The organism is Citrobacter sp. NCU1 (genome assembly GCF_010231475.1).
Classification (GTDB): Bacteria; Pseudomonadota; Gammaproteobacteria; order Enterobacterales; family Enterobacteriaceae; genus Citrobacter_D.
The window spans coordinates 39,772-59,950 of record NZ_NRDO01000035.1; the positions used below are offsets into that span (position 1 = coordinate 39,772).

The 20,179-nt window shown below is 50.9% G+C and carries 16 protein-coding genes and 2 pseudogenes; 15 read left to right on the plus strand and 3 right to left on the minus strand.

From position 1 onward, the window contains the following. Positions 1-55 precede the first annotated feature (55 nt). The 7 genes and pseudogenes from CJP72_RS11870 to CJP72_RS11900 all read left to right on the plus strand — a co-directional run bounded on the left by CJP72_RS11870 (position 56) and on the right by CJP72_RS11900 (position 9,684). Positions 56-3,811, plus strand: coding sequence for a hypothetical protein (locus tag CJP72_RS11870; RefSeq protein ID WP_162381324.1), 3,756 nt, complete (start codon positions 56-58; stop codon positions 3,809-3,811). Positions 3,812-3,815: 4 nt separating this feature from the next. Beyond that, a complete protein-coding gene (locus CJP72_RS11875) occupies positions 3,816-4,199 on the plus strand; it encodes a hypothetical protein (RefSeq protein WP_238340049.1) in 384 nt (127 codons plus the stop codon). Then, entirely contained in the window at positions 4,196-5,635 is a 1,440-nt protein-coding gene (locus CJP72_RS11880; RefSeq protein ID WP_162381326.1) for a baseplate protein, read from the plus strand. The genes CJP72_RS11875 and CJP72_RS11880 overlap by 4 nt, the downstream gene beginning before the upstream one ends. Next, a complete protein-coding gene (locus tag CJP72_RS11885) occupies positions 5,632-6,486 on the plus strand; it encodes a phage tail protein (protein WP_162381328.1) in 855 nt (284 codons plus the stop codon). Before CJP72_RS11880 ends, CJP72_RS11885 begins: the two co-directional genes overlap by 4 nt. A 62-nt stretch (positions 6,487-6,548) precedes the next feature. Further along, on the plus strand, positions 6,549-7,007 hold the full coding sequence (locus CJP72_RS25515) for a phage tail protein (protein WP_238340050.1): 459 nt from the start codon (positions 6,549-6,551) through the stop codon (positions 7,005-7,007). Positions 7,008-7,738: 731 nt separating this feature from the next. Then, positions 7,739-9,103: pseudogene (locus tag CJP72_RS11895) on the plus strand (tail fiber protein); the annotation flags it as partial. Further along, the gene (locus CJP72_RS11900; RefSeq protein ID WP_162381330.1) at positions 9,103-9,684 is read left to right on the plus strand and encodes a tail fiber assembly protein; all 582 of its coding nucleotides are present in this window, start codon (positions 9,103-9,105) and stop codon (positions 9,682-9,684) included. The pseudogene CJP72_RS11895 and the gene CJP72_RS11900, both read left to right, overlap by 1 nt. A 38-nt stretch (positions 9,685-9,722) precedes the next feature. Here CJP72_RS11900 and CJP72_RS11905 read toward each other — a convergent pair. Continuing rightward, positions 9,723-9,899, minus strand: a pseudogene (locus CJP72_RS11905) (tail fiber assembly protein); the annotation flags it as partial. 105 nt (positions 9,900-10,004) lie between these two features. On the opposite strand from CJP72_RS11905, the gene CJP72_RS11910 reads away from it, so the two are divergent. The 8 genes from CJP72_RS11910 to CJP72_RS11945 all read left to right on the plus strand — a co-directional run bounded on the left by CJP72_RS11910 (position 10,005) and on the right by CJP72_RS11945 (position 17,683). Beyond that, positions 10,005-10,319: a holin gene (locus CJP72_RS11910; protein WP_162381333.1), complete on the plus strand. Its 315-nt coding sequence runs from the start codon at positions 10,005-10,007 to the stop codon at positions 10,317-10,319. Beyond that, positions 10,319-10,768 (plus strand): lysis protein, encoded by a 450-nt coding sequence (locus CJP72_RS11915; protein ID WP_162381335.1) that lies wholly within the window; start codon positions 10,319-10,321, stop codon positions 10,766-10,768. The genes CJP72_RS11910 and CJP72_RS11915 overlap by 1 nt, the downstream gene beginning before the upstream one ends. After that, a complete protein-coding gene (locus CJP72_RS11920) occupies positions 10,755-11,387 on the plus strand; it encodes a defense against restriction DarA-related protein (protein ID WP_342212304.1) in 633 nt (210 codons plus the stop codon). Before CJP72_RS11915 ends, CJP72_RS11920 begins: the two co-directional genes overlap by 14 nt. Next, positions 11,384-13,285 (plus strand): antirestriction phage head protein DarA, encoded by a 1,902-nt coding sequence (darA, locus tag CJP72_RS11925; protein ID WP_162381338.1) that lies wholly within the window; start codon positions 11,384-11,386, stop codon positions 13,283-13,285. Before CJP72_RS11920 ends, darA begins: the two co-directional genes overlap by 4 nt. Next, positions 13,282-13,638, plus strand: coding sequence for a ddrA (locus tag CJP72_RS11930; protein WP_162381340.1), 357 nt, complete (start codon positions 13,282-13,284; stop codon positions 13,636-13,638). The genes darA and CJP72_RS11930 overlap by 4 nt, the downstream gene beginning before the upstream one ends. A gap of 103 nt (positions 13,639-13,741) precedes the next feature. Next, positions 13,742-16,792: a hypothetical protein gene (locus CJP72_RS25520; protein ID WP_238340052.1), complete on the plus strand. Its 3,051-nt coding sequence runs from the start codon at positions 13,742-13,744 to the stop codon at positions 16,790-16,792. After that, positions 16,782-17,078, plus strand: a complete 297-nt coding sequence (locus tag CJP72_RS11940; protein ID WP_162381341.1) for a hypothetical protein — start codon at positions 16,782-16,784, stop codon at positions 17,076-17,078. Before CJP72_RS25520 ends, CJP72_RS11940 begins: the two co-directional genes overlap by 11 nt. A gap of 113 nt (positions 17,079-17,191) precedes the next feature. Beyond that, complete coding sequence (locus tag CJP72_RS11945; RefSeq protein WP_162381343.1) at positions 17,192-17,683, plus strand: TIGR02594 family protein; 492 nt, start codon at positions 17,192-17,194, stop codon at positions 17,681-17,683. On the opposite strand, the gene CJP72_RS11950 is transcribed toward CJP72_RS11945, so the two are convergent. Next, positions 17,684-18,589 (minus strand): hypothetical protein, encoded by a 906-nt coding sequence (locus tag CJP72_RS11950; protein ID WP_162381345.1) that lies wholly within the window; start codon positions 18,587-18,589, stop codon positions 17,684-17,686. Between the two features lie 565 nt (positions 18,590-19,154). Further along, positions 19,155-20,168, minus strand: a complete 1,014-nt coding sequence (locus CJP72_RS11955) for a head processing protein (protein ID WP_162381347.1) — start codon at positions 20,166-20,168, stop codon at positions 19,155-19,157. Between the last annotated feature and the right edge of the window lie 11 nt (positions 20,169-20,179).

Here is a 20,179-nt window from a genome sequence, read left to right on the forward strand (position 1 = left end):
CGCTGGAAATGAATAAAGCGCTACAGGATAAGTACAAAATTAAGAGTTCTTGACGATGGTGAAACAGGATCGGTTGAGCATCATTGATGCCATAGAAAAAGCCAGCGAAGCGGAATTGGGCGAGTTAGCGCGGATCTCCCAGGCGTTACAAAATATCGCCCCGGCGCATACAGGCGGAGTACCAGCGAACGACAGAGGCTCATCTGAGCAAAGCGGTCCGACACTGGTAGTCAGCCGTCGGTTGAAGCAGAGAACCAATTCACACGGCACCCAACGCAAACAGTCGCATGAGGACGAAAACGACAATTCACAAAGTCCAAAAGGGGAAAATAAAGACCATAAAAGGACTTATAGAAAGGACAATTTAAGCAAAGACTCGCGCAAACCCGAAAATGTACCTACCGAAAGGACTAAACAGGAACAAAAGGAACCGAGAAAGCGAAAATATCAGGCCTCCGGTAACAGAACCTATGCTGATGTAATGGCGGCGAATGGTCTGCCGCTGACGCGGGAGCAGGGGCCAAAGCCATCCCGGAAACAGCGACAAGTTCACGCTCGAGACACCGAAGCCAGCAATGACAGTAGTAACTCAACAAAACGCGATTCGTCCGGGCGTTTTGTGTCTCGTGATAAAGCGGAAGAGACAAGCCGGGTTCGTCAGCAAAAGCTGGGGCAAAAAGAACAAGAGAAACTGCAGGTTGGTTTTTTCAGCCGCCTGAGCAACATGCTCAAAGGTAACAGCGACAAAGAAGCCAATTCGAACGCCGACGGCGCGGAGCTGGTGGGCGGTGCTGCCGTAGGTGGTCCGGTGTGGATGCTGGGGCGGGGAATGTTCGATCTCGGCAAGAGTGTGAGTGATAACGTTGTTTCGCTGCAGAAATGGGCAAATGACAAGAAAGAGGGCAAAGAGCTGGGCGAGCCTTCGCCAGCAAAAAAATATCCTGATGTAGTAACACAGCCACTTCCTCCGCCGGTGATGGGCAAGAAGTCATCGGCTGAAACCTTCACGCGTGGAAACGTGGAAAAGGGCATCCAGGCCACCAAAGAACAAACCCAAACCATCGCCGCCAATGATGAGCGAATCATTGAAGGGCTGGACGAGATCCGGGAAGAAATTAAACGGAGTGGCAAGGGGGCGAACGGTGGCGGTTTAGGGGGCTGGTTCGGCGATCGCTTTGGTCGAAAGGGAAGGCGAGGGCGAGCTGGCCATATTGGGCGTGGAGACATATCACTGCCTGATAAAGCGGGGAAGAGGGTGCGCAAGCCGACCGGGAAGGCGGGCAAGCTGGGCAAACTCAAGGCGGTTATGTCCTCCGCTAACGTGCTTAAAGGCGCTGGTGGAGTTGTTGCCAGTGGTGCGCTTGCTGCCACCGGCGCGAAAGTGGCATCCGACGCGGTTGCTAAACCCGCTGCCGAAAAAATTGCAAATAAAGCCGTTGAAGCTGCCGCCAAACCTGCAGCGGTCAAGACTGCAACACCAATAGCGGAGGAAGCAGGGGAGGCCATAGCGAAGAAAGGCGCGCTAAAAGCGGGTGGCAAACTTGGGGCAAAAGCCGCATTGAAGACGATCCCCATTCTCGGTACTGCGCTTGGTATTGGCTGGGATGCGTATGACGGTGTAAATGACGAAGAAGGCCAGAGAGCCGCGTTTAACGTTGCCGAAGGCAAAGAAGTCAACGCCCGACAAAAAACAGCCTTCACCGCTGCGAATGTGCTCAATATGGGAGGGCTGGTATCTGGTGGAGCCGGATTACTGGCTTCCGGCGCGCGAATGATTGGTATGGATAAGGTTGCTGATTCGTTGACCTTTGACACCGAGACGATTGCTAAAGGCCTGGATTCAGGCATGGCGACTGTTGGTGATGCCATATCAAAGGTTACGTCATCCTATGAAGATAAAGGCAATGAGATAACCAAAGCCGTATCTGATGGTACAGATAAAACCGTTACCGCCATCAATAAGCTTGGCTCACAAATGCAGGGCGGTGAATGGGGGCAAGATAACGTTGGTGCCGCCGGTCAATCTGTATCGGATTACGCGTCCGTTCAGGCCAATGACATTTCGGCGGATCTGAACATTGGCGGGAAAAATGCAAAAGTACGCTCATTCCGTAACAACAACTTTGGGAACCTGAATTACGTCGGGCAGGAAGGCGCGAGACTCGAAGATCCGAACGGGAAAGGCCTGGCAAGGTTCGCGAAGTTTAATACGCCAGAAGAGGGCTTTAGGGCGCTGGCGAACCAACTCACGCTGTATTCAAACGGGAAGTCAAAAGCTACTGGTGGTAAGAAACTCAATACCGTTGAGGACATTATCAAGATCTACGCACCAGAGAGCGAAAACAACACGAAGAACTATATCAGTTCGCTTTCCAAAAAAATGGGCGTGGAGTCCGGGCAGCAACTGGATATGACCAATCCCGAGGTTATGACCCAGTTAATGCGCGGCATCGCCACCATTGAAGGCGGGAACCCACAGGTTACGGATCAGTTCATTAAGGACTCTATCGGTACACACCAGGACGGAAAATGGGTTGGCGGGAAATTTAGCAACGAATCCCTGAAAGTCGTCAATGAACAACGGGCCAGCAAAGGCCTGGCACCAATTGCAGGTAATTCCCTCTACAGCACCGGCAGTAAGGCGATCACCACAGCGTCACCGAATGCGATTACCCCATCACCGGCAACTGGCGCCAGCGCAGCAGCAGCTATTGCCAGTGTACCGGCGAAGGTGGATAAGGCCGTTCAGGAGCAGTTAAACGAACACAATGTTAGCGGCCTGACAAAAAATCGTCCGGATGCAGGGATCACTCAACCAAAAGCAGCCACTCAATCTGCCATTAAAGCCAGTGAAGAACGGGAAAAAGCGGCATCCAGTAAAGATGGCGTATGGGATAAAACGAAATCAGCTATGGCTACGGGCGCCAGCGCGGTAATGGCGGTACCTGGCAAGTTAGATGATGCGCTGCAGGAGAAAATGACAGAGTTCAGCGTCCGAGGCATGAAAAAAAATCGCCCGTCTGCCGGGTTAACTCTGCCTAACGGAGCTGCGTTGCCATCGTCACTTGAAATGGCAGCATTACCCGCCTCAGAAATCGCCCGTCGCAGCCGTGAGGCCAGCGCCAGGGCAACTACGCAAACAGCAAGCACTACGACAACAGTATCCGGGCGTTCGCCAGCCAATGCGTCAGGCGTTACGAAAGTCAGCGCCATCGATGCAGCCGTCCCCGAAGAAAGCATGTTTGAAAAAGCAATGGGCGGGGCCGTTGACGGACTGAAAACGGTCGGCGCGTCCATCCTCCCGGCAGTCAGCGACACGCTAAACCAGACAATCAGTGGTTTCAGTGGTAGCCAGGTGGTAGGGGACGCGTTGAACGCAGCAGGAATGTCGGACCCTACCATTCAGCGCGCTATCGCGCCCATTACCGATAAGGTTGGAACCTGGCTTGATGGCGGGGTTGATTCGTTTAAAGAGGCCTCGACGTCGCTGTTAACTAAGGATCAGACCGCATTACCGACATCCATTACGTCACAGTCGTCTGGCCTGTCCATTCCGAAGTCTATGCCTACCGTTCAGGATCTGGCGGGAAGTGGTATCCGACCATCGTTAAGCACTGACACTGCAAATCATGATGTGGATATCCTGAAAGAGTTAAGAGGCATGGGGGCCACGTTAGAACAGCTTTTGAGTGTATCAAAACAGAAAGGGGATGCACCGGAAAAAGTTGTTCATACCGCACAACCAGCACCGCGCAAGGCGGCGTCTTTTTCCATTAAAGATGCGACGCTCGATGACCTATTGAGGGAATAAGCACGTGATATACGAGATTGACGGATTACTCAGGGTTGATGCTGGTGGCGTCATCGTTGTTGAGGGGACTGGCAAGGTAAGCCAAATCCGGCTGGAGGAATGGCTGAGAACACCAATAGGCAGCGTTTACGGCTTGCCATCATGGGGTAATCCATTAGCGAAATTCAAACATGAACCCATTGGATCGGAGAAAAGCTATCTGGTGGAGGTCGCTATTGAAAACGAGCTGATTAAAAAACTCCGCATGGATTTGCCTTCCGTCCGTCTCCTGCAGGTGCGGTGTGAGTCGGTATCTGAAGATACGTTGGCAATTACCTTTGTGACGCCAGACGGTGAATTTACTACCCCTATGCCTATGCAAAAAGAATCAAACGGGAGAACATCTTGAGCATTCAGGAATTACTTGAAAAGTTTAACGGCTTACTTCAGGACAAGCCGTGGTGGGCGCGCTTCGCGAACAGTCAGTTTATCCAAATGATGAGCGTGTTTGGCGCTCAGGTTATCTATATCGCTCAATCCCACGCCAGGCGAGCGCTGGGGGAGGGCTTTATCTCTACGGCAACGAAACGTTCAAGTATTCTGGCTGCAGCCGAAGACCGTGGATACGTCGGGCCGCTAATCACCCCGTCGTCAGGTGCTATCAGCATCAGGAACAAGACGAAAAAAGAAATTCAGTTACCCATCTATGCCGAATTGTTGTCTTCGCTGGAGTTGCCCTATGTTCTTTCGGATGCCGTGACGATCCCTGCCGGGGGAACCGTTGAAGTCAAAAACGTCCTGCAGATGGAAATGGTCAGCATCAGTGCTGACATTGAAAAAGAAAGCGCCTTTTTCACCTTACTTTTACCTAAAGATATCACCGCAGAAACGGCCTCTATCAACGTGTTTGTGCTTGCTGGTGGGTTGCGCCGGAAGTGGAAATATAACCCTATGTTCAGGCTGTCACGTGCGACCAGCGAGCATTACGTTCTGGTGTACCGACCATCTGAACAATTAGGCGTCCGTTTTGGTAATGGTTCTACCGGCGCAATGCCACCGGCGGGAAGCCGTGTTGAAATTGAAGCATGGTGTAGCCAGGGCGAAACAACGTTGGCGCAGGGGCAAAAACTCACCCCCGCAGGTAATATTTCGTCAATGGCAGAAATGCTGGAAGTGGTCACGACGACCCCCATTACCGGCGGTAGTGGGTTTGAATCGACCGAAGATACGCGCTATCGCGCTCAGTATTACGTACCGTTTGATGAGCAGGTTGTATGGGGTGGTGATTATCGCTATTTCATTCATCGCCATGTTCCGGGCATGAGCTGGCTTGCTGTATGGGGAGAACAGCAACAAGAAGCCGCAACCGGCGTCAAAGACCTTCGCAATATCAATACCATTTTCTTCAGTGGACATAAGCCGGGTGTTTCTCAGGAGCAGTTAGCCGATTCCATTCATATGGCACTGAAAAGCGTACCCAATGCCCTGAATAAAAACTTCCGCTGGATGGAGGTAAATCAGAAACCGTTCACCATTACTTTGACCGGTCGCGCCAATAAAAACGTGGTCATTAACGACGCCAAAAAAGCCATCACCGATGAACTGGAGTCTCGTTTCGGCTACGACTCCAAAAGCTTTGGTGACGAGCTGGAAAACGGCGACGTGCAGTTTGTTCAGGTGAAAGTGAAGGATATGTGGACGTGCGTTGATGAAATGGGGTTGCTAAGTACCTATGACATAACGGTTGAGGGTATGCAGGAGTCAGAAAATCTCAACGATTTTATCTATCTCGATACCAAAAACTCTACGTTTGATATCCGCCAGTCAGGGGAGGTGATCCGGTGATTAAAGACTGGTTAAAAAAACAGTTAATTCCCGAAAAACAGCGCCAGGGCTTATGGCCTGACTTCGCTGATGTGACACAGGCGGTCTATGAGGAACAGGTAGCCCCTCTGCTTTCCCGACTCAGCGATCGTAAGTCGTTTTTTTCCATGCACCCGGAGGACATGGATACCCGTATCAGTGAGTACGGGCGATTTTTCGTTATTGGAGAAACAGACAAAGCGAGTAGGCCAATACTGCTGGCCCAGCGTCTTGATGAAGTCCATTTTAAGGGAACCGACCGGCCTATTGTCTCTACGTTCTGGCGTGAGTTTGGCAACCTGCCGGTCAACTGGGAGCCGTTATACGCACCGGTAGACCAGGAGCGTTTCCCGTATGGCACGTTTTTTACTACAGAAAGCGGCGTTAAGATCGCGCAGGGGAGTTATGGGGATTTCTTTCTCACCTCGCGCGGCACCATTAATGTTGACCTGAACAAGCTGTATGAAATTTACGGCTATGAGGAACAGGACAAGTTAATTAAACGGCTGATAAAAGACGTAGACCGAATTATTGCCCCGTTACTGCCTCTCGAAACAGTATTTGATGGCATTTCTCTCCGTCTGGATTTCTGGCTTGAGGAAGCAGAAGAAACCATAAAGCTTGCCCATTCCTCGGTAGGTTGTAGCCGTGCTTTTCTGTTTCAGCCTGTCCAGGAGTTAGCGAACCTGCAACAAACACAGGTTAGTTATGATGCTGGCGAAGTGACACCCCAAACGTGTTCCCTGGAACCTATCTACCTAACCCTTGACACTATACCGGTTGACGCGTGGCCTCTGGATTTACCTATCCTCGTGCGGGGGGAGGGGGGTTAGCCGCCGACACAAAGTACAGACTGATTATTATCCCGTCACAGTTCTAGTGACGGGGTTTTCATATGTCAGACAACATCAATTTATCTTCGCCGAATGGGAGTATGTATAAGGCAAAACTGCTGGATTACTACTATACCCGTCGCGCGGAATCCGCGATCGGCATTGGTAGCCGTTTTACGCTAATGAAAGCTTACTGGGGCCGCTCTGACCTGGTAACGAAAAATCCTGATGGCGGTTGGAATATTGCCGAAATTCCAAATGATTTCGCCAATGAACAGCTCATCGGAAAGTTTGCCGAAAGTGAATTGATATGCACGTTGCAAGGTGCAGTCATCACGGTAAGCATTGTCCTTCCGGAGTCTGCACTGCCGGAAAATGATGTGTTCGATTTTAATACTCTTGCCCTAATAGACGATCAGGGCGCTGTATTTGCCGTGCTCTGCGCCCAGCAAGACAGTCTTTATAAGGGCAAAACGTACAATATTTTGCTCACGATTGAGCAGAAAGGAAACTCAAGATGAGCGAGGCCATTAACAAAATCGCCATCCTGAGTTCAGCGATCAAACATGCGCTTCTGGCTGATGTGCAGTTCATGGATGGTCATGTCTCTTCTGCATTTAACCGCAAGATGAAAGGGATCATTACACCTGGCATCTACGGAGGATTTGCACCTGAACTTGCTGGTGGGTTAAACCTTAAAATTACATCTTTGCATGGTCCCGGTGGGCATGGAGTAGCCTCTGTAGATGTGAATAATCTTCAGATAACCGTCCAGCAAATCGAAGATGTGATACTGGCTATCCCGGTAAATGGCATAACGCGGGTAATGCTGGAAGCAAATTACGAGTATGGTGTCAAAACCAACCAGATTGATGGTAGCTCAGATATTCCGGCTGCGCGGATTTTCACTGCCAGCATCAGTGAGCCGGTAGCTGGCAACCATCTGGAGTTATGCCGTTTAACCGTTCCCGCTGATGCGACAGAGTTGACTCTGGATATGATCGACTTATCGCATCGCCGGAATAAAGCTCTTGGTATTACGCTGAGTAGTGAGATTGACAGTGATGATGACCATGTTGCGGCATCGTCACACGCAGTCAAAAAGGCGGTTAAAGCTGCTAATGACATAGCTACATTGCTGGTGAAAGAACTTGTTGGCGGCGCGCCAGCCATGCTGAATACGCTGAAAAAAATTGCGGATGCAATTAACAACGATCCACATTACAGCGCCACAGTAGCTGCTGCGCTTGCACAGAAAGCACCACTCAATAGCCCCGCTCTGACAGGGATACCAACGGCCCCTACAGCACCATTAACAGTTAATAACTCACAAATTGCGACTACGGCATTCGTAAATGCTGCAGTGGCTGCATTAGTGGGATCGTCTCCTGAAGCGCTGGATACGCTCAGTGAGTTAGCGAAAGCGTTGGGCAATGATCCGAACTTCGCAACAACGATTACTAATCAGTTAGCGAAAAAACAGCCACTGGATGCCACTCTAACGGCACTTGCAGCGTTGGCTACCGGTGCAAATAAACTACCGTATTTCACCGGTGCAGACACAGTTGCACAAACAGATTTCACGCAGGTGGCGCGTGATATCCTGGCTAAATCGTCGATCGCCGACGTTATAAAATACCTTGGTTTAAGCGAAACCATCGAGATCGCAAAAAATGCAGTACCGGCGACCCGAAAAATCAACGGTCACGCGCTGTCCGGAGACGTCAATGTCACGTCTCAGGACATCTTCAACGGTCAGTGCGTCGAAATTGGCGCAAATCAGGATCTGAATAACTACAAAACACCCGGCCTCTATGTTCAGAGTGCAAATGCCAATACCAGTGCAGCGCTGCATTATCCAGAGAATAACGCCGGTTCTTTGGTCGTGTTGAAAAGTGCCGGAGTCACGCAGATTTATCGCACGTATAACTCTTCTCGCAGTTATACGCGAAGCCAGTATTCAACTGGAGGTTGGACGCCGTGGACCCCCGACAATTCCTTCCCAGTGGGAGCGCCAATCCCGTGGCCATCTGATACCACCCCTCTGGGTTACGCATTAATGCAGGGCCAGGCTTTTGACAAATCAGCATATCCATTGCTTGGCAGTGCGTATCCGTCGGGGGTAATCCCTGATATGCGCGGTCAGACCATTAAGGGGAAACCTGCAACCGGGCGTGCGGTATTGTCACAGGAACAGGATGGCATCAAATCGCATAACCATAGTGCCACCGCTGCAAATACCGATCTTGGGACAAAGGCGACGACGTCATTTGATTACGGCACTAAAACATCTTCCTCGTTTGATTATGGAACGAAAACAACGAATACAACGGGGGCACACGTACACTCCAGGAATAATGGAGGTTCTTACGTAGATTCGGGTAATAACACACAAAACCAGGTGCCACGCTGGGGATCGGCGTCTAACTCATCATCGGCTGGAAACCACGCGCATGCTGTAACCATCGGCGCCCATGCTCATACTGTGGGTATAGGTGCGCACTCACATAACGTCACTCTTGGGCCGCATGGCCATGCCATTACAGTTAACGCCGCTGGTAATGCTGAAAATACCGTAAAAAATACTGCATTTAATTATTTAGTGAGGCTTGCCTAATGACTTTTAAAATGACCGGAGAATGCCGGACTGTAACTGTTTATAATCTTCGCTCAGATACCAATGAATTTATTGGACAAGGCGATGCTTTTATTCCAGCATTTACTGGACTACCTGCCCATTGCACAACCATGAAACCACCAGAGAGTAAAGACGGTTTTATTTTTATTTTTGATACTAAAAATGAAAAGTGGGAAGAGGCAGAGGATCATCGAGGTGAGATTGTTTTCGATACAGAAACCGGTAATCAAATAGAGATAACAGAACCAGGCGGATATCCTGTAGGAACAACGACAATTGCGCCTGAAAACGCTTGGCAAAAATGGGATGGCATATCTTGGGTCGATGATACTGATGCAGAGAGAAGTACGTTCATTGAGGAAGCACAAAACAAGAAAATTACGCAACTCAAACTAGCGAATGAAGCTATTGAAACATTACAGGATGCCGTTGATTTCGATATGGCAACCGATGATGAAAAAGAGTCGCTTGTTGCATGGAAAAAATACCGGGTATTACTGAGTCGTGTAAAACCAACTGATGCGCCAGATATTGAATGGCCCGAATCTCCGACCATATGAAAAAGCAAAGCCCGATTAGCTCGGGCTTTACTCAATTATCATGATGGGACCGGGGGCCACTCGGGGTTTGATGTATCTACCCGGTTAACCATCACGCTGTATCGTTCCCACGCCTCAAGTTGTTTGACCTCTTCATCAGTTGCTATGTTCAGCCTTACCGTTCGTTCAAGTGGGGAAATGATTGACTCTGCTTCAGCAAGACGTTCTGATTTCTTTATCTCATCCTCCCCCAATAACCACTTCCCCGGCTAACTCCTTCATTTGCAAATCACAGACTCACTATTCTGCACCCTCTCAATCAGGAGTTTTACGGAGGGTTTGTGACAGAAGTAGAAGCGAATCTCATACAGGCGCTTTTCCTGTCGCTACTCAGCGGCACAGGCGTTTTCCTGCATGGGGTGCGCGAGGAAAGGATAAAGGCGTCATCCCTTAACTTGCTCACCGAATGGGTGTTAGCGGTACTCGCAGGACTGACCGCGTATTACATCGCCAGACATAAGGCGTGGGACGACAGCTTGCTTTATCTCGCCGTGTTGGTTGTCAGCAACAACGGTCGCGAGGTGTCAACAGCACTTAAAAACCGTCTTATCGAAGCTATCCAATTCTTATTTGGGCCAAAAGGAGGCCGGGGCTAATGAATGACATTCAAAACTATTTCCTGCTGGGAATGGCGGCGGTGGCGGCAATTGATCGCTTCATTTTTAAAAGAAAACAGGTCGTGTTACTGGGCGCGGGGGAAGCAGTCGAAAGGGACAATGCGATAGCGTTTCCGGTCAAGTTTCAGGTCAACTGCGAGAAACTCACTGGGGCGCATATCGAATACTGGCTTCGTGACTCCAGTAACCCCACGGCAGTTATCACGGGCAAAACCAGGACGCTGGATTTAACGCCGAAAGGCTTAAACCATGAGTACCTGCTGATAGATACGCGTTATCTGGACAATGGTACATGGGAACTAACGATCCGTATTACCCACGGTAACAGCCGTATGAACCCGTTGTACCGCATCTTCCCACTTCAGGAGTCAACCGTTCGCAGCTATGAGATTGCGAAAGGTAAGGGGGGATACAGTGTCATCAACTAAAGATAAGGGCTACGTCACGCTTAACTTTGATGAGTTAAACGAGAAAGGCCTGGATAAGCTGAAAAAAGCGATTTCTAAAGCCGGTTATGAGGTCGTCAAAATCACCCCGGCAGGGCCAGCCAGACGAAAAGACGGCATTCCCGTAAAAACGTTTGAGCTGAAAGGAATTGATGAGCAGGTCATGTCAATTCAGGTGAACAACACCGGCGATATCTCCGGCATTAAGCTGAATGGCAAAAACGCACCATACACCCCCGTAAAAACAATGGCTGAACTGGGTAAATCACTGGCTGATTTATTCCGTAAAGGCTCAACCGCTTTTCAGAAGTCACTATCCAGAAAGCTGGCCCGTGCCGCTAAGAAAGACACCGACGGCAACAAGCCACAACCCAGCAAGGGTGTTAAGTCTGGGGTGCAAATGCTCAGTGACGCACGGGCGCGCCGCGACGAACTGAAGGGGACGATCGCCACGACTCAAAAGAAAATTGAGTCCCTCTCTTCGGATTCCGACGAAGCGAAAAAATCGCAAGAGAACATTCAGGCGGCACTGAATCTCGAAATGGCAAAGACCAGCCAGTTAGAGAAAGAGATCGCGCAACTGAAAGAAGGTACAAAATGACCGTTAAACTGATTGATACAATCACTCTAAAGGATGTGCCTGGCTACATCGCACCTGCAATCACTGACGCTATCTACGATGACCTGATGAAAGGGCAAGGTGCAGATCTGATGCTGGAAAGCGTCACGATTGATGAAGTGGATCACTCTTATCTCGGTGACGAGCTGATCTACACCACGCACTCCGCGATGTTTGAAGCGATTACTACGGAACGTATGCGCCTGTCTCAGACCATGCGCGCCTTTGTCCGATCGCTCAATCGTGGCCTGAACGGGACGGGCATTAAAGCCGGGACCGATGATGCTGGCCTGGACGATAGCGGAGAAAAAACGATTGGTGGCGCCATTATCGGGAAGGTTCGCCGTGTTAACGGCATTCCGATCATGACTGCGCTGATACCGTTATCAGATGGTCAGTCTATTTCTCTGGTCTTCCACTCCCCGACCGCAGATAACGGGCGCATCAAAAACGATGATTTGCTGGTGGCTTTCCGTTTCCTGCTGAACAAGCGCGATGTAACGCATATTGTGGCCCCGATTGGTGGTCGCGACGTGTCGTTACAACAGGTTACTCAGGCGCTGGCGAACCTAGTCGAGCGCAACAGCGCAAAGTTCACCAAACAGCAATCGGCGCAGGTTAAATTGCGTGGCGATATTGACGCAATGAACGCCGAAAACGACCAGTTAAGTGAGCAACAATCCTCATTGCTCACTCAGGTTGAATCCATGCAGAGCAAATTACTCACTCACCAGAGCGACGAGCAAAGCGCACGTGAGAAACTCGCCAGCCAGCGCCGCATTAACGCAGAGCTGGAAGCCGAGTTGGTTGCTTTACAGAACGGCACTCCGTCAGGCAGTGATAGCGCTGCAGGTTCATCTTTCACTGATACGACGCGCAAAGTGAAAGAGCGCATGGGTGTTGATGGTAAAGCCACTTTGAGTAACGGCGCGGAGATCCGTTACAACTCATATGACAACGACGGCGAATTGATGGGGAGCGTAATCATCGCCGATCCGTCCGGTAAGGTGTATGAAATGCCGTCCCCATCCTCCCAGGGCGGAGCTATGGGGGTTACGGCAACAAAACTGCTTAAAGCCTACCGTGAAGGGCGAGCAGACCGTTACGTTGTCACGACAGCGGATGCCGGTCAGGAAGAAAAGCCGCCGCTACCAGAACAGCAACCGCAGCCGGAGCCACAACCGGAACCGGAGCAAGTCGGCAAATACCGCTATGCGCTGGTAAATCGTCCTGCCGGGATTGGTGCCGTCCCTGCAGGCCAGACTGCTATTTTGGCAGCACCGGCGCAGGACGATAAATATGGTCGCGTAGCACGTCATGGCTTCATTGAATACGACCATAAACTGACGGAACAGGAGGCTTCTAACTTTGAGCTGAAGCTGATCCCGACTCAGGCCGATCTCGATGCGCTGGCGAAGGATGTCGCGAGTGATTCAATGGGGCGCTATGCAGAGCAATACGTTGAAATGGCTGAGACGGACGCCAAGATGTTTGACTCTCAGGTTAAGCTGAACGCAAAGAAAATCGCACCGAATATGGCGTACCCGGAAGGGGACGATCTCGCTTACTTTTTAGGGCAAGTTAAAGCCGAGTTAGCGAACCAAACGCCACCAGCACCGGAACAAAACAACGAGGACCAGCCTGTGGTATCTGAAGCTGATAAAGCCGCAAATGACGCGTTAGATTATCTGGATGCCGTGACCAAATTGCAGTCCAAAGATATCGCGGAGATCCGTGATGCGCGCAGCAAGGTTCGCGGTGCCATTGCAACACTGCAGGACGCCGGTCGTTTTGACGAAAATGAAGACAAAGTGAATGCCGCCGCGCAACACCTGTCTGATCTGCTGGTGGCTATTCAACGAGAAGGGGCAGGGGCATGAATTTAAGCGCGCTGGAACGTCTTGACCTAAATGACCGTCTTGATGAGCTGATGGTACAAGCAACGACGGCTAAAGGGCTGGATTTGCTGGACCTGAATGACGAAATCGACGCCATTTTAGTTAAGCTGGGCTATGGCGCTGAAGCAAGTCCAGACGAGGCCAAAGACGACGCCAAAGAAAATGCGCCGTCAATCGTTAAAGACTTTCTCTCCGGGAAGTTTGTAACACAGGCGCAGATGGACTTTGTGGACACGCTACGCCAGGTTGGTGAGTACCTTAACGAGTTCCTGACCCTGGATGATATGAAAGGCCAGGCTAACGCGTGGGCGACTCAAAACGAGTATGCACTCTGAATACTGATTACCGGCCCCGTTCATCGGGGCTTTTTCTTCCTCCCCCTGAATAAAACACACACTCCTTATCCTTCACGAAACCCAAAACGTGGAGGTATGACCGTTGGACGCAACACAACAGGCCATTAACGGCACATCAGGTCTGGATGGCCTTATTGCGCTGGTGGCATCGCTGCAATTCACTGAGTCCCCGCTGGGGCGAACGTCGTTTGTAGTGACGAGCAAGGGCGATGAAGTCAAAACGGGCTTTAAAGTTGTTAACGCCGGAAACCTGATCATCTCAAACAACCTGGACGGGACGATAAACCCGGCATTCCCGACAGAGCTGCAGCCGCGGGATCGAACCCGTATGTCGAGCAAAATTCAGGTGAGCAAGATCGCCGGTAACTTGAGGCCAGCACAGCTAACCGATTCGGGGCTAAGTAGCCACGGCGCGCCAATTGTTGGCCCCGACAATGTGGTTGAGTCGGGTAATGGGCGATCAATGGGGATACTGAGGGCTTACGAGCAGGGGCAAGCTGACAGCTACCGCGAGTATCTTATCGACCATGCCGCCGACTATGGGCTTAAAGCTGAAGATATTGCCCGGATGGACAGGCCGGTGCTGGTCAGGGAACGAATTACCGACGTCGATCGCGCGCAGTTCGCCAGAGACTCCAACCTTTCCGACCTTCAGGAAATGGCGGCAAGCGAGAAGGCATTCGTAGACGCTGAAATGCTGGATGAGCGCCTTATGGCAATGTTTTCGCCGTCCGAGGAAGGCAATCTCCTTGCCCGGTCAAACGACAGCTTTATTCAGGCGTTTATGCGCGAAATTGGGGACACGGCTACTGCAGGTCTGGTGACAACGGACGGCAGACCGACGAAGCAGTTAATTGACCGCATTCAGAACGCTATTTTCGCCAAAGCGTACAAGGATGAGCGCCTGGTCAAAATGGTCGCAGAAGAACCCGATCCTGATATGCGCAATATTCTGACGGCACTCAACACTGCAGCCAGTGATTTTGCACAGATGCAGATGCTATCCGGTGATGTTCACAAGGAGGCCGTCAACGGGCTGGTGGGGGGACTTGATGAAGTTGATGGTCTGGATAAACAGGCCATTGCCGCGCTACAGGAAGCAATCAACCTTGTCCGACGAGCGAAAGACTCCGGGCAAGCGCTGGAAGAGGTGATCGCCCAACAAGGCCTGTTTGAAGATACCAGCAAAGAGGCGGAAGCCCTGGCATTGTTTATCGTCGCTAACAACCGTAGCGCAAAGCGTATTGGCGCAGCGTTTAAGAAGATGGCGCAGAAGATTAACGATGAGCTGATCCACCAGCAACAGGCTTTAGGGGATATGTTCGGCGGCGGTAGTCTTTCTCTTGGGGATGTACTGTCATCAGTATCCGCCGAAATTGAAGAGGAATACGGCGAAGGAAAAGGGCTGAACTTTGCGATGTTTGAATCCGCACCGGGTGACACCGGCGCGTATATATCCCAAATGATCGCGAATGCAACCAGCGTAGACGAGCTGGTGAACGCCATCAAAATGAGCGGCAAAATTGAAACGGCTAACCCGGATACCGAAGAAAATCTCGCGCGCCTGAATTTCTCACTGGGAAGAAAGATGCCGTTTGTTATTGGCGCTAATACCCTTACCAACATTCGGTCATGGGCAGAGTCGAACGGGTATAGCGGTAAGTTGCTGGGCGCGATGGCTGATTCGGTCGAAAACAGTGCCTTCTACAGTAAGGCTGTGCTTGAGTCCATCAATAGCAACACCCCAGCACCATCGCTGGCTGATGCACGAAATATTAATTACCGGGTGAAGATATTTTTGGAGGCTGCGGAGGCTGGCGCCAGTAGCGATCGTCTCTTCATGCTCATGCACCGGCTGGAAGAGGTAATGGCGTCAGACTTGAGCTGGAATGAGTTGCGCAAGGCTTGCCGTACCTGGATGGACAACAGCATGAAAATGCCGAAAAACATCTATGAAGAAATAACGAACAAGGTTGATAAACGTCTGCCAGAGGCAAACACAATCCCGGAGGTGATCTCCGTTCTCCAGAAGGCCATTACCGCCGGGAAAAAGGCGCTGACCAATATTGACGGCGTAATGGGAGAAGGCAAAGCCGCGCTTGATGCCGTTGGGTTGTCACCGATTTTTAGCGGCGACGAGCTGGCGGATGCCTATATCGATGTTTTGCAGCGCGTTAAAGCAATTGCAGAGGTCGGTGATCAAAAGGACCAGCTTTCATTGCCGGAACAAATCGATTTTTATGTCGGTGAAATCAACAAAGTCCGTGACAGGCCCGAGAGGTTGAAGCCTTACTTGAAAGACGTCTTCACATCGCGTGGTGGGATAGGCATGGATATAGAACGGCTTGGCTGGCTGGTGGATCGTGAATCTGATGAATCATTCCAGTTGGCTGAGATAGGGCGGTTATTCAAGGGAACGACGCAATACCCTCCAATGATTATTGAGAACATTCACGGTAAGGTTAAAGCGGCCTTTGATGCGGTGATCCAGTCTTCGTCGGTGACAGAAGAAGAGGCCAGCGCATGGGCTGGCGCGCTCAACGTTAGCGATGATGTCACACAGAAAACGGCTGTTACTGCAAAATGGCGTCCTGGATACGATGCGCGCGATATTGCGGGGCGAGTCTATACCTTAACCGGCGGAAAGCTGAATACACTGGAAACGATCGAACATCAGTCTCGTGTGAGGGCGTCAGCTAACAGGACATCAAAGTCTGTGACAATCGAAGCAGACAGTAACGATGAATCTGTTATGTGGCACGAGCTGGGACACCATGTTGAATTTTCTAATCCGCACTTGCTTGAACGTGCAAAAGGTTTTCTGAAATCGAAGGCTGAAGGCCGACTGACCTACAGTAATTTCGGTGGGTACGGCGATGCTGAGTACAAGGTCAAAACGTCACTGAGTCACTACTACATGTCCAAAATCTACATGGAAAGAAAGGTGAGTCTGGCTAGTGGCAAGGTATTATCGAAAGCACCGTCGTTGAACAATTGCCTTTCTACTGAAGTGTTCTCAATGGCTTTACAGTGTTATGCCGATCCTGAATTGACGGCAAACTCATATTTAAACGGTGACGGCATTATTGAGTTTTTACTGGGATGCTTTAAGGAGCTGCAAAATGCGCATTAAAGTGACGATGCCGGGGGATAAATCCGGAGTAGTTGAGTGTAGCGAGACTGGCGCACTGGCGATCGTCGAAGGGGGTATTACCCTGGACGATATGCGCGCCAGCCTTCACGGTGTGCGTCCGAACTCTGCGGTCGGAGAAGTGAACTCGCTGGATGCTGAGGCTCACCTGGTCCTACGCAGCCTGGAAAGCGCTGGCTGGCTGGTGGACTGGCCTGAAGTTGAAGGCGGAGACGATGATCCGGACGACGATGAAGGCATACCGAATGTAGACAACACGGTCAACTAAGAGCAAAGCCCACGTTATGTGGGCTTCTTTTTGTCACGGGGTCAGGATGCTCGCCAGCGGGGTAAAGTACAGACCGGTTACTGTTTTGGCTCAGAGCAAAAAGAGGAAAAAGCATGAGTCAACCTATTGATCCGCGTTGGGTCGCGGAAGCCCGTAAACACATTGGTCTGCGGGAAATCAAAGGCCAGGAAAACAACCCTGAAATCGTCCAGATGTGGAAAGATATCAAGCGTGGCGGCATCAAAAACGACGAAACCCCGTGGTGTGCGGCGTTCGTTGGTTCGATGCTTGAACGTGTGGGCATCAAGTCTACCCGCTTCGAATCTGCCCGAAGCTACTCATCCTGGGGTGTAGCCCTTCACGATCCGGCGTATGGCTGCATTGTCACGTTTACCCGTGACGGCGGCGGTCATGTTGGCTTTGTCGTTGGTCAGGACGCAAACCGTAATCTGTTAGTGCTGGGTGGCAACCAGGGCGATGCCGTGAATATCCGGGCGTTCCCGCGTAGCCGTGTGACAAGTTACCGCTGGCCTTCCGATGAACCCGGACCGGAGTCCTACAAGCTGCCTAACCTGAATGGGCAGACGTCCACCAGCGAAGCGTAATTACCGAAAGCCTTTTGGTTTTTTGCTGTAATCCACGTTTGCGTAGCTTGAACGGAACATAACGTCTTCTCGCTGGTGGGTGGAGCTTTTAAAGACATCCATCAGCTTGATGAACATGTGTTTGTAGCGCTTCTCGTTGGCGCTGAGTGCTGACAGTCGTTCCTGGTAGTTGCGTTCTGCGGTGTTGAGCTGGCCCTGTATCCGGGTCTGGTTAATTTGTTCATCCCACTGCGTCAACGTTTTGCCCTGCGGCACTTCCGAGTTATCCACAGAATTAGTATCACCCGTCCCAATATTTATCTTTTCTTTCTGACTTTTAGAAGGGGGTAATATCTTGTTTTGTAGCGCATTCTGCGCCCCCTCTCCGGGTATCGTTTTGCGCCCCCCTGATTTGGTGAAAAGCACGGATGACGCGGCTTTCAAGGCGAAGGCCATTACCTTTTGTTTCACTCTGCTGACAGTCTTCCGAAACAGGGAGATCGCCAGACAAAACAACATGGCCCCGCGTGTCAGTGTGCGCCTTGCTGTTTCAAGGCCAATTTTATCTTTGGGAATTTCAGACGTGAAAATAGCACGACCTGCAGCGCCGGATGTGAAGCGATCCAGTGTGGCGACAGAGACTTCTGCATCGAGGGCGAGCGTTTTACGGCTGGCATAGCAAACCCCTGTGTGTGATGGGTTCACTTTGTTGGCAATGCTGGCGGCAATCAGTTTTCCGGTGCGGCTGATAAGCGTGGCAGGGAGGCATAAAAAGGCGTGGCTGAGTTTGTACCCGGTGGGATAGCTTTTCTGAACCTCATTCCAAAGCGCGTTGTTGTCCATGCTGCGGTAGTGCTCAAAATCAGGTAGGTCGGCGCTGATCACATAGCCCTGCATATCAGTCCGTGGTTCCTTTGCGTTATCCATTTTTCTGTCTTTTTCCATCGTTATATTGATTCAGAAACCCTTCAGACGCGGGGCTTCCTGTCACTGAGTAACATTTGGTCAAAGATGATCGTGAGTGAGCAAAAAAAACACTTGAGTGCCGGGATCGGCGCTAGTAAACTGGACGCGAGTCTAGTTACCAGACAACAAAAGGCCTTCGCTCAGTAAAGAACGTTTCATCTTTGTTGGCGGGGGAAAGCGGTTAGGGTTAATTCATATTTACCTCCTTATTGCCTCCTTGTTTGTTCCCTTTTTTGTTGGTCTTGGTTGCTGACTTATCACATAGAATTTCAGGGGTTTAACCCCCGGCAAGAACCACCTGGCAGGGTGGTTTTTTGCTTTCTGCGGGTAATATCCCCCACGCATTTACAAAAAGCACGATCTTTTTAACCATGAAGATCCGGATCGTCTGGAAATGGATACTATTCTGATCTCCTGTTTTTGACAATGCTGTATTTATTTACACCTTAGTATTTATGTTATCTTTTGGTGGAAAAAGGGTATAAAAAACCGCCAGTTAAGGCGGTTGGGTTGAGACGGCAGGTGTTTATCGTTTAGGGCGCAACCAGAAAACGTCCTCATCACTGGCGGTCGTGACTTGTTTCCCCGGATCGCGTTGGCGTGGCGGGGTATCGCCTAAAGGCAGACCGGATGATACATGCCCTGCAGCCGACTCCAGCATCGCAGACAGTACCTGAATGTCTTCCTCCGTTTCCATTCGGATCAGTGCCTGACGTTGCTCCTTGCTGATAAACACCGGCAGGTTGTTCAGCGTATCCCGCATAATGCGACGACGGGCTTTCGCCAGTTCACCATTGCTTTCCAGCATGGCGTTTTGCTCATTAACCCGCGATTGCGCCTCTTCTAACCGGCCCCGTAATGCCCACACCTGGCTTTCAAGATGGCTGGTATGATCCACGGCCTCAAACATCGCCTGGTCTTTCTGCAGGGTTTCAAAGTGATGACAAATGTCGATAGCGGCATTTGGGCTGAAGCCTGACTCAATCAGGGATGCAATCATGATATCCGTGCGCGTATCGGCGGATTCCAGCATCAATGACTTTTTGTCCAGACTGATAAAGTTAGGTGTGGTCACGTAGTCGAAGCCATAGAACCCGGTGACAATCGAACGAACGGAACTGTCGTCGCCGCTGGTGGCCCAGCTCCAGCCGCCAGCCTTTGATGCCTCCATACCGCTGACGATCTGGCCTGGCTCAGTGTCCAGAATTTCCTGGGTGTGCGTGACTACCCCATCATCGTCTACGGATACCGAAAGGGTACGGTTTGAGGGGACATTCGTCAGGGTTACGGGCTTGCCTTCCACGACGGCTACGGATACTTCAGGCAGAGTAAGTTTGCCCGTTTTGGCGTAGTGCATAGCGCGGCGCCCGTGACCGTAATAGCCGTACATTTCACCGAGCGCGATACATTCCTGCACCGATGGGTTGCTGAAGGTGGCGCGAACGGACTTGAGAATGTAATTGCGCTCATTCTGTGGCGTGTGGCGGCGAATAGTGTCCACCAGAGAAAAGCGATCAGTAACTGTTTTAAGTGATTTCAAAATGTGCTCCG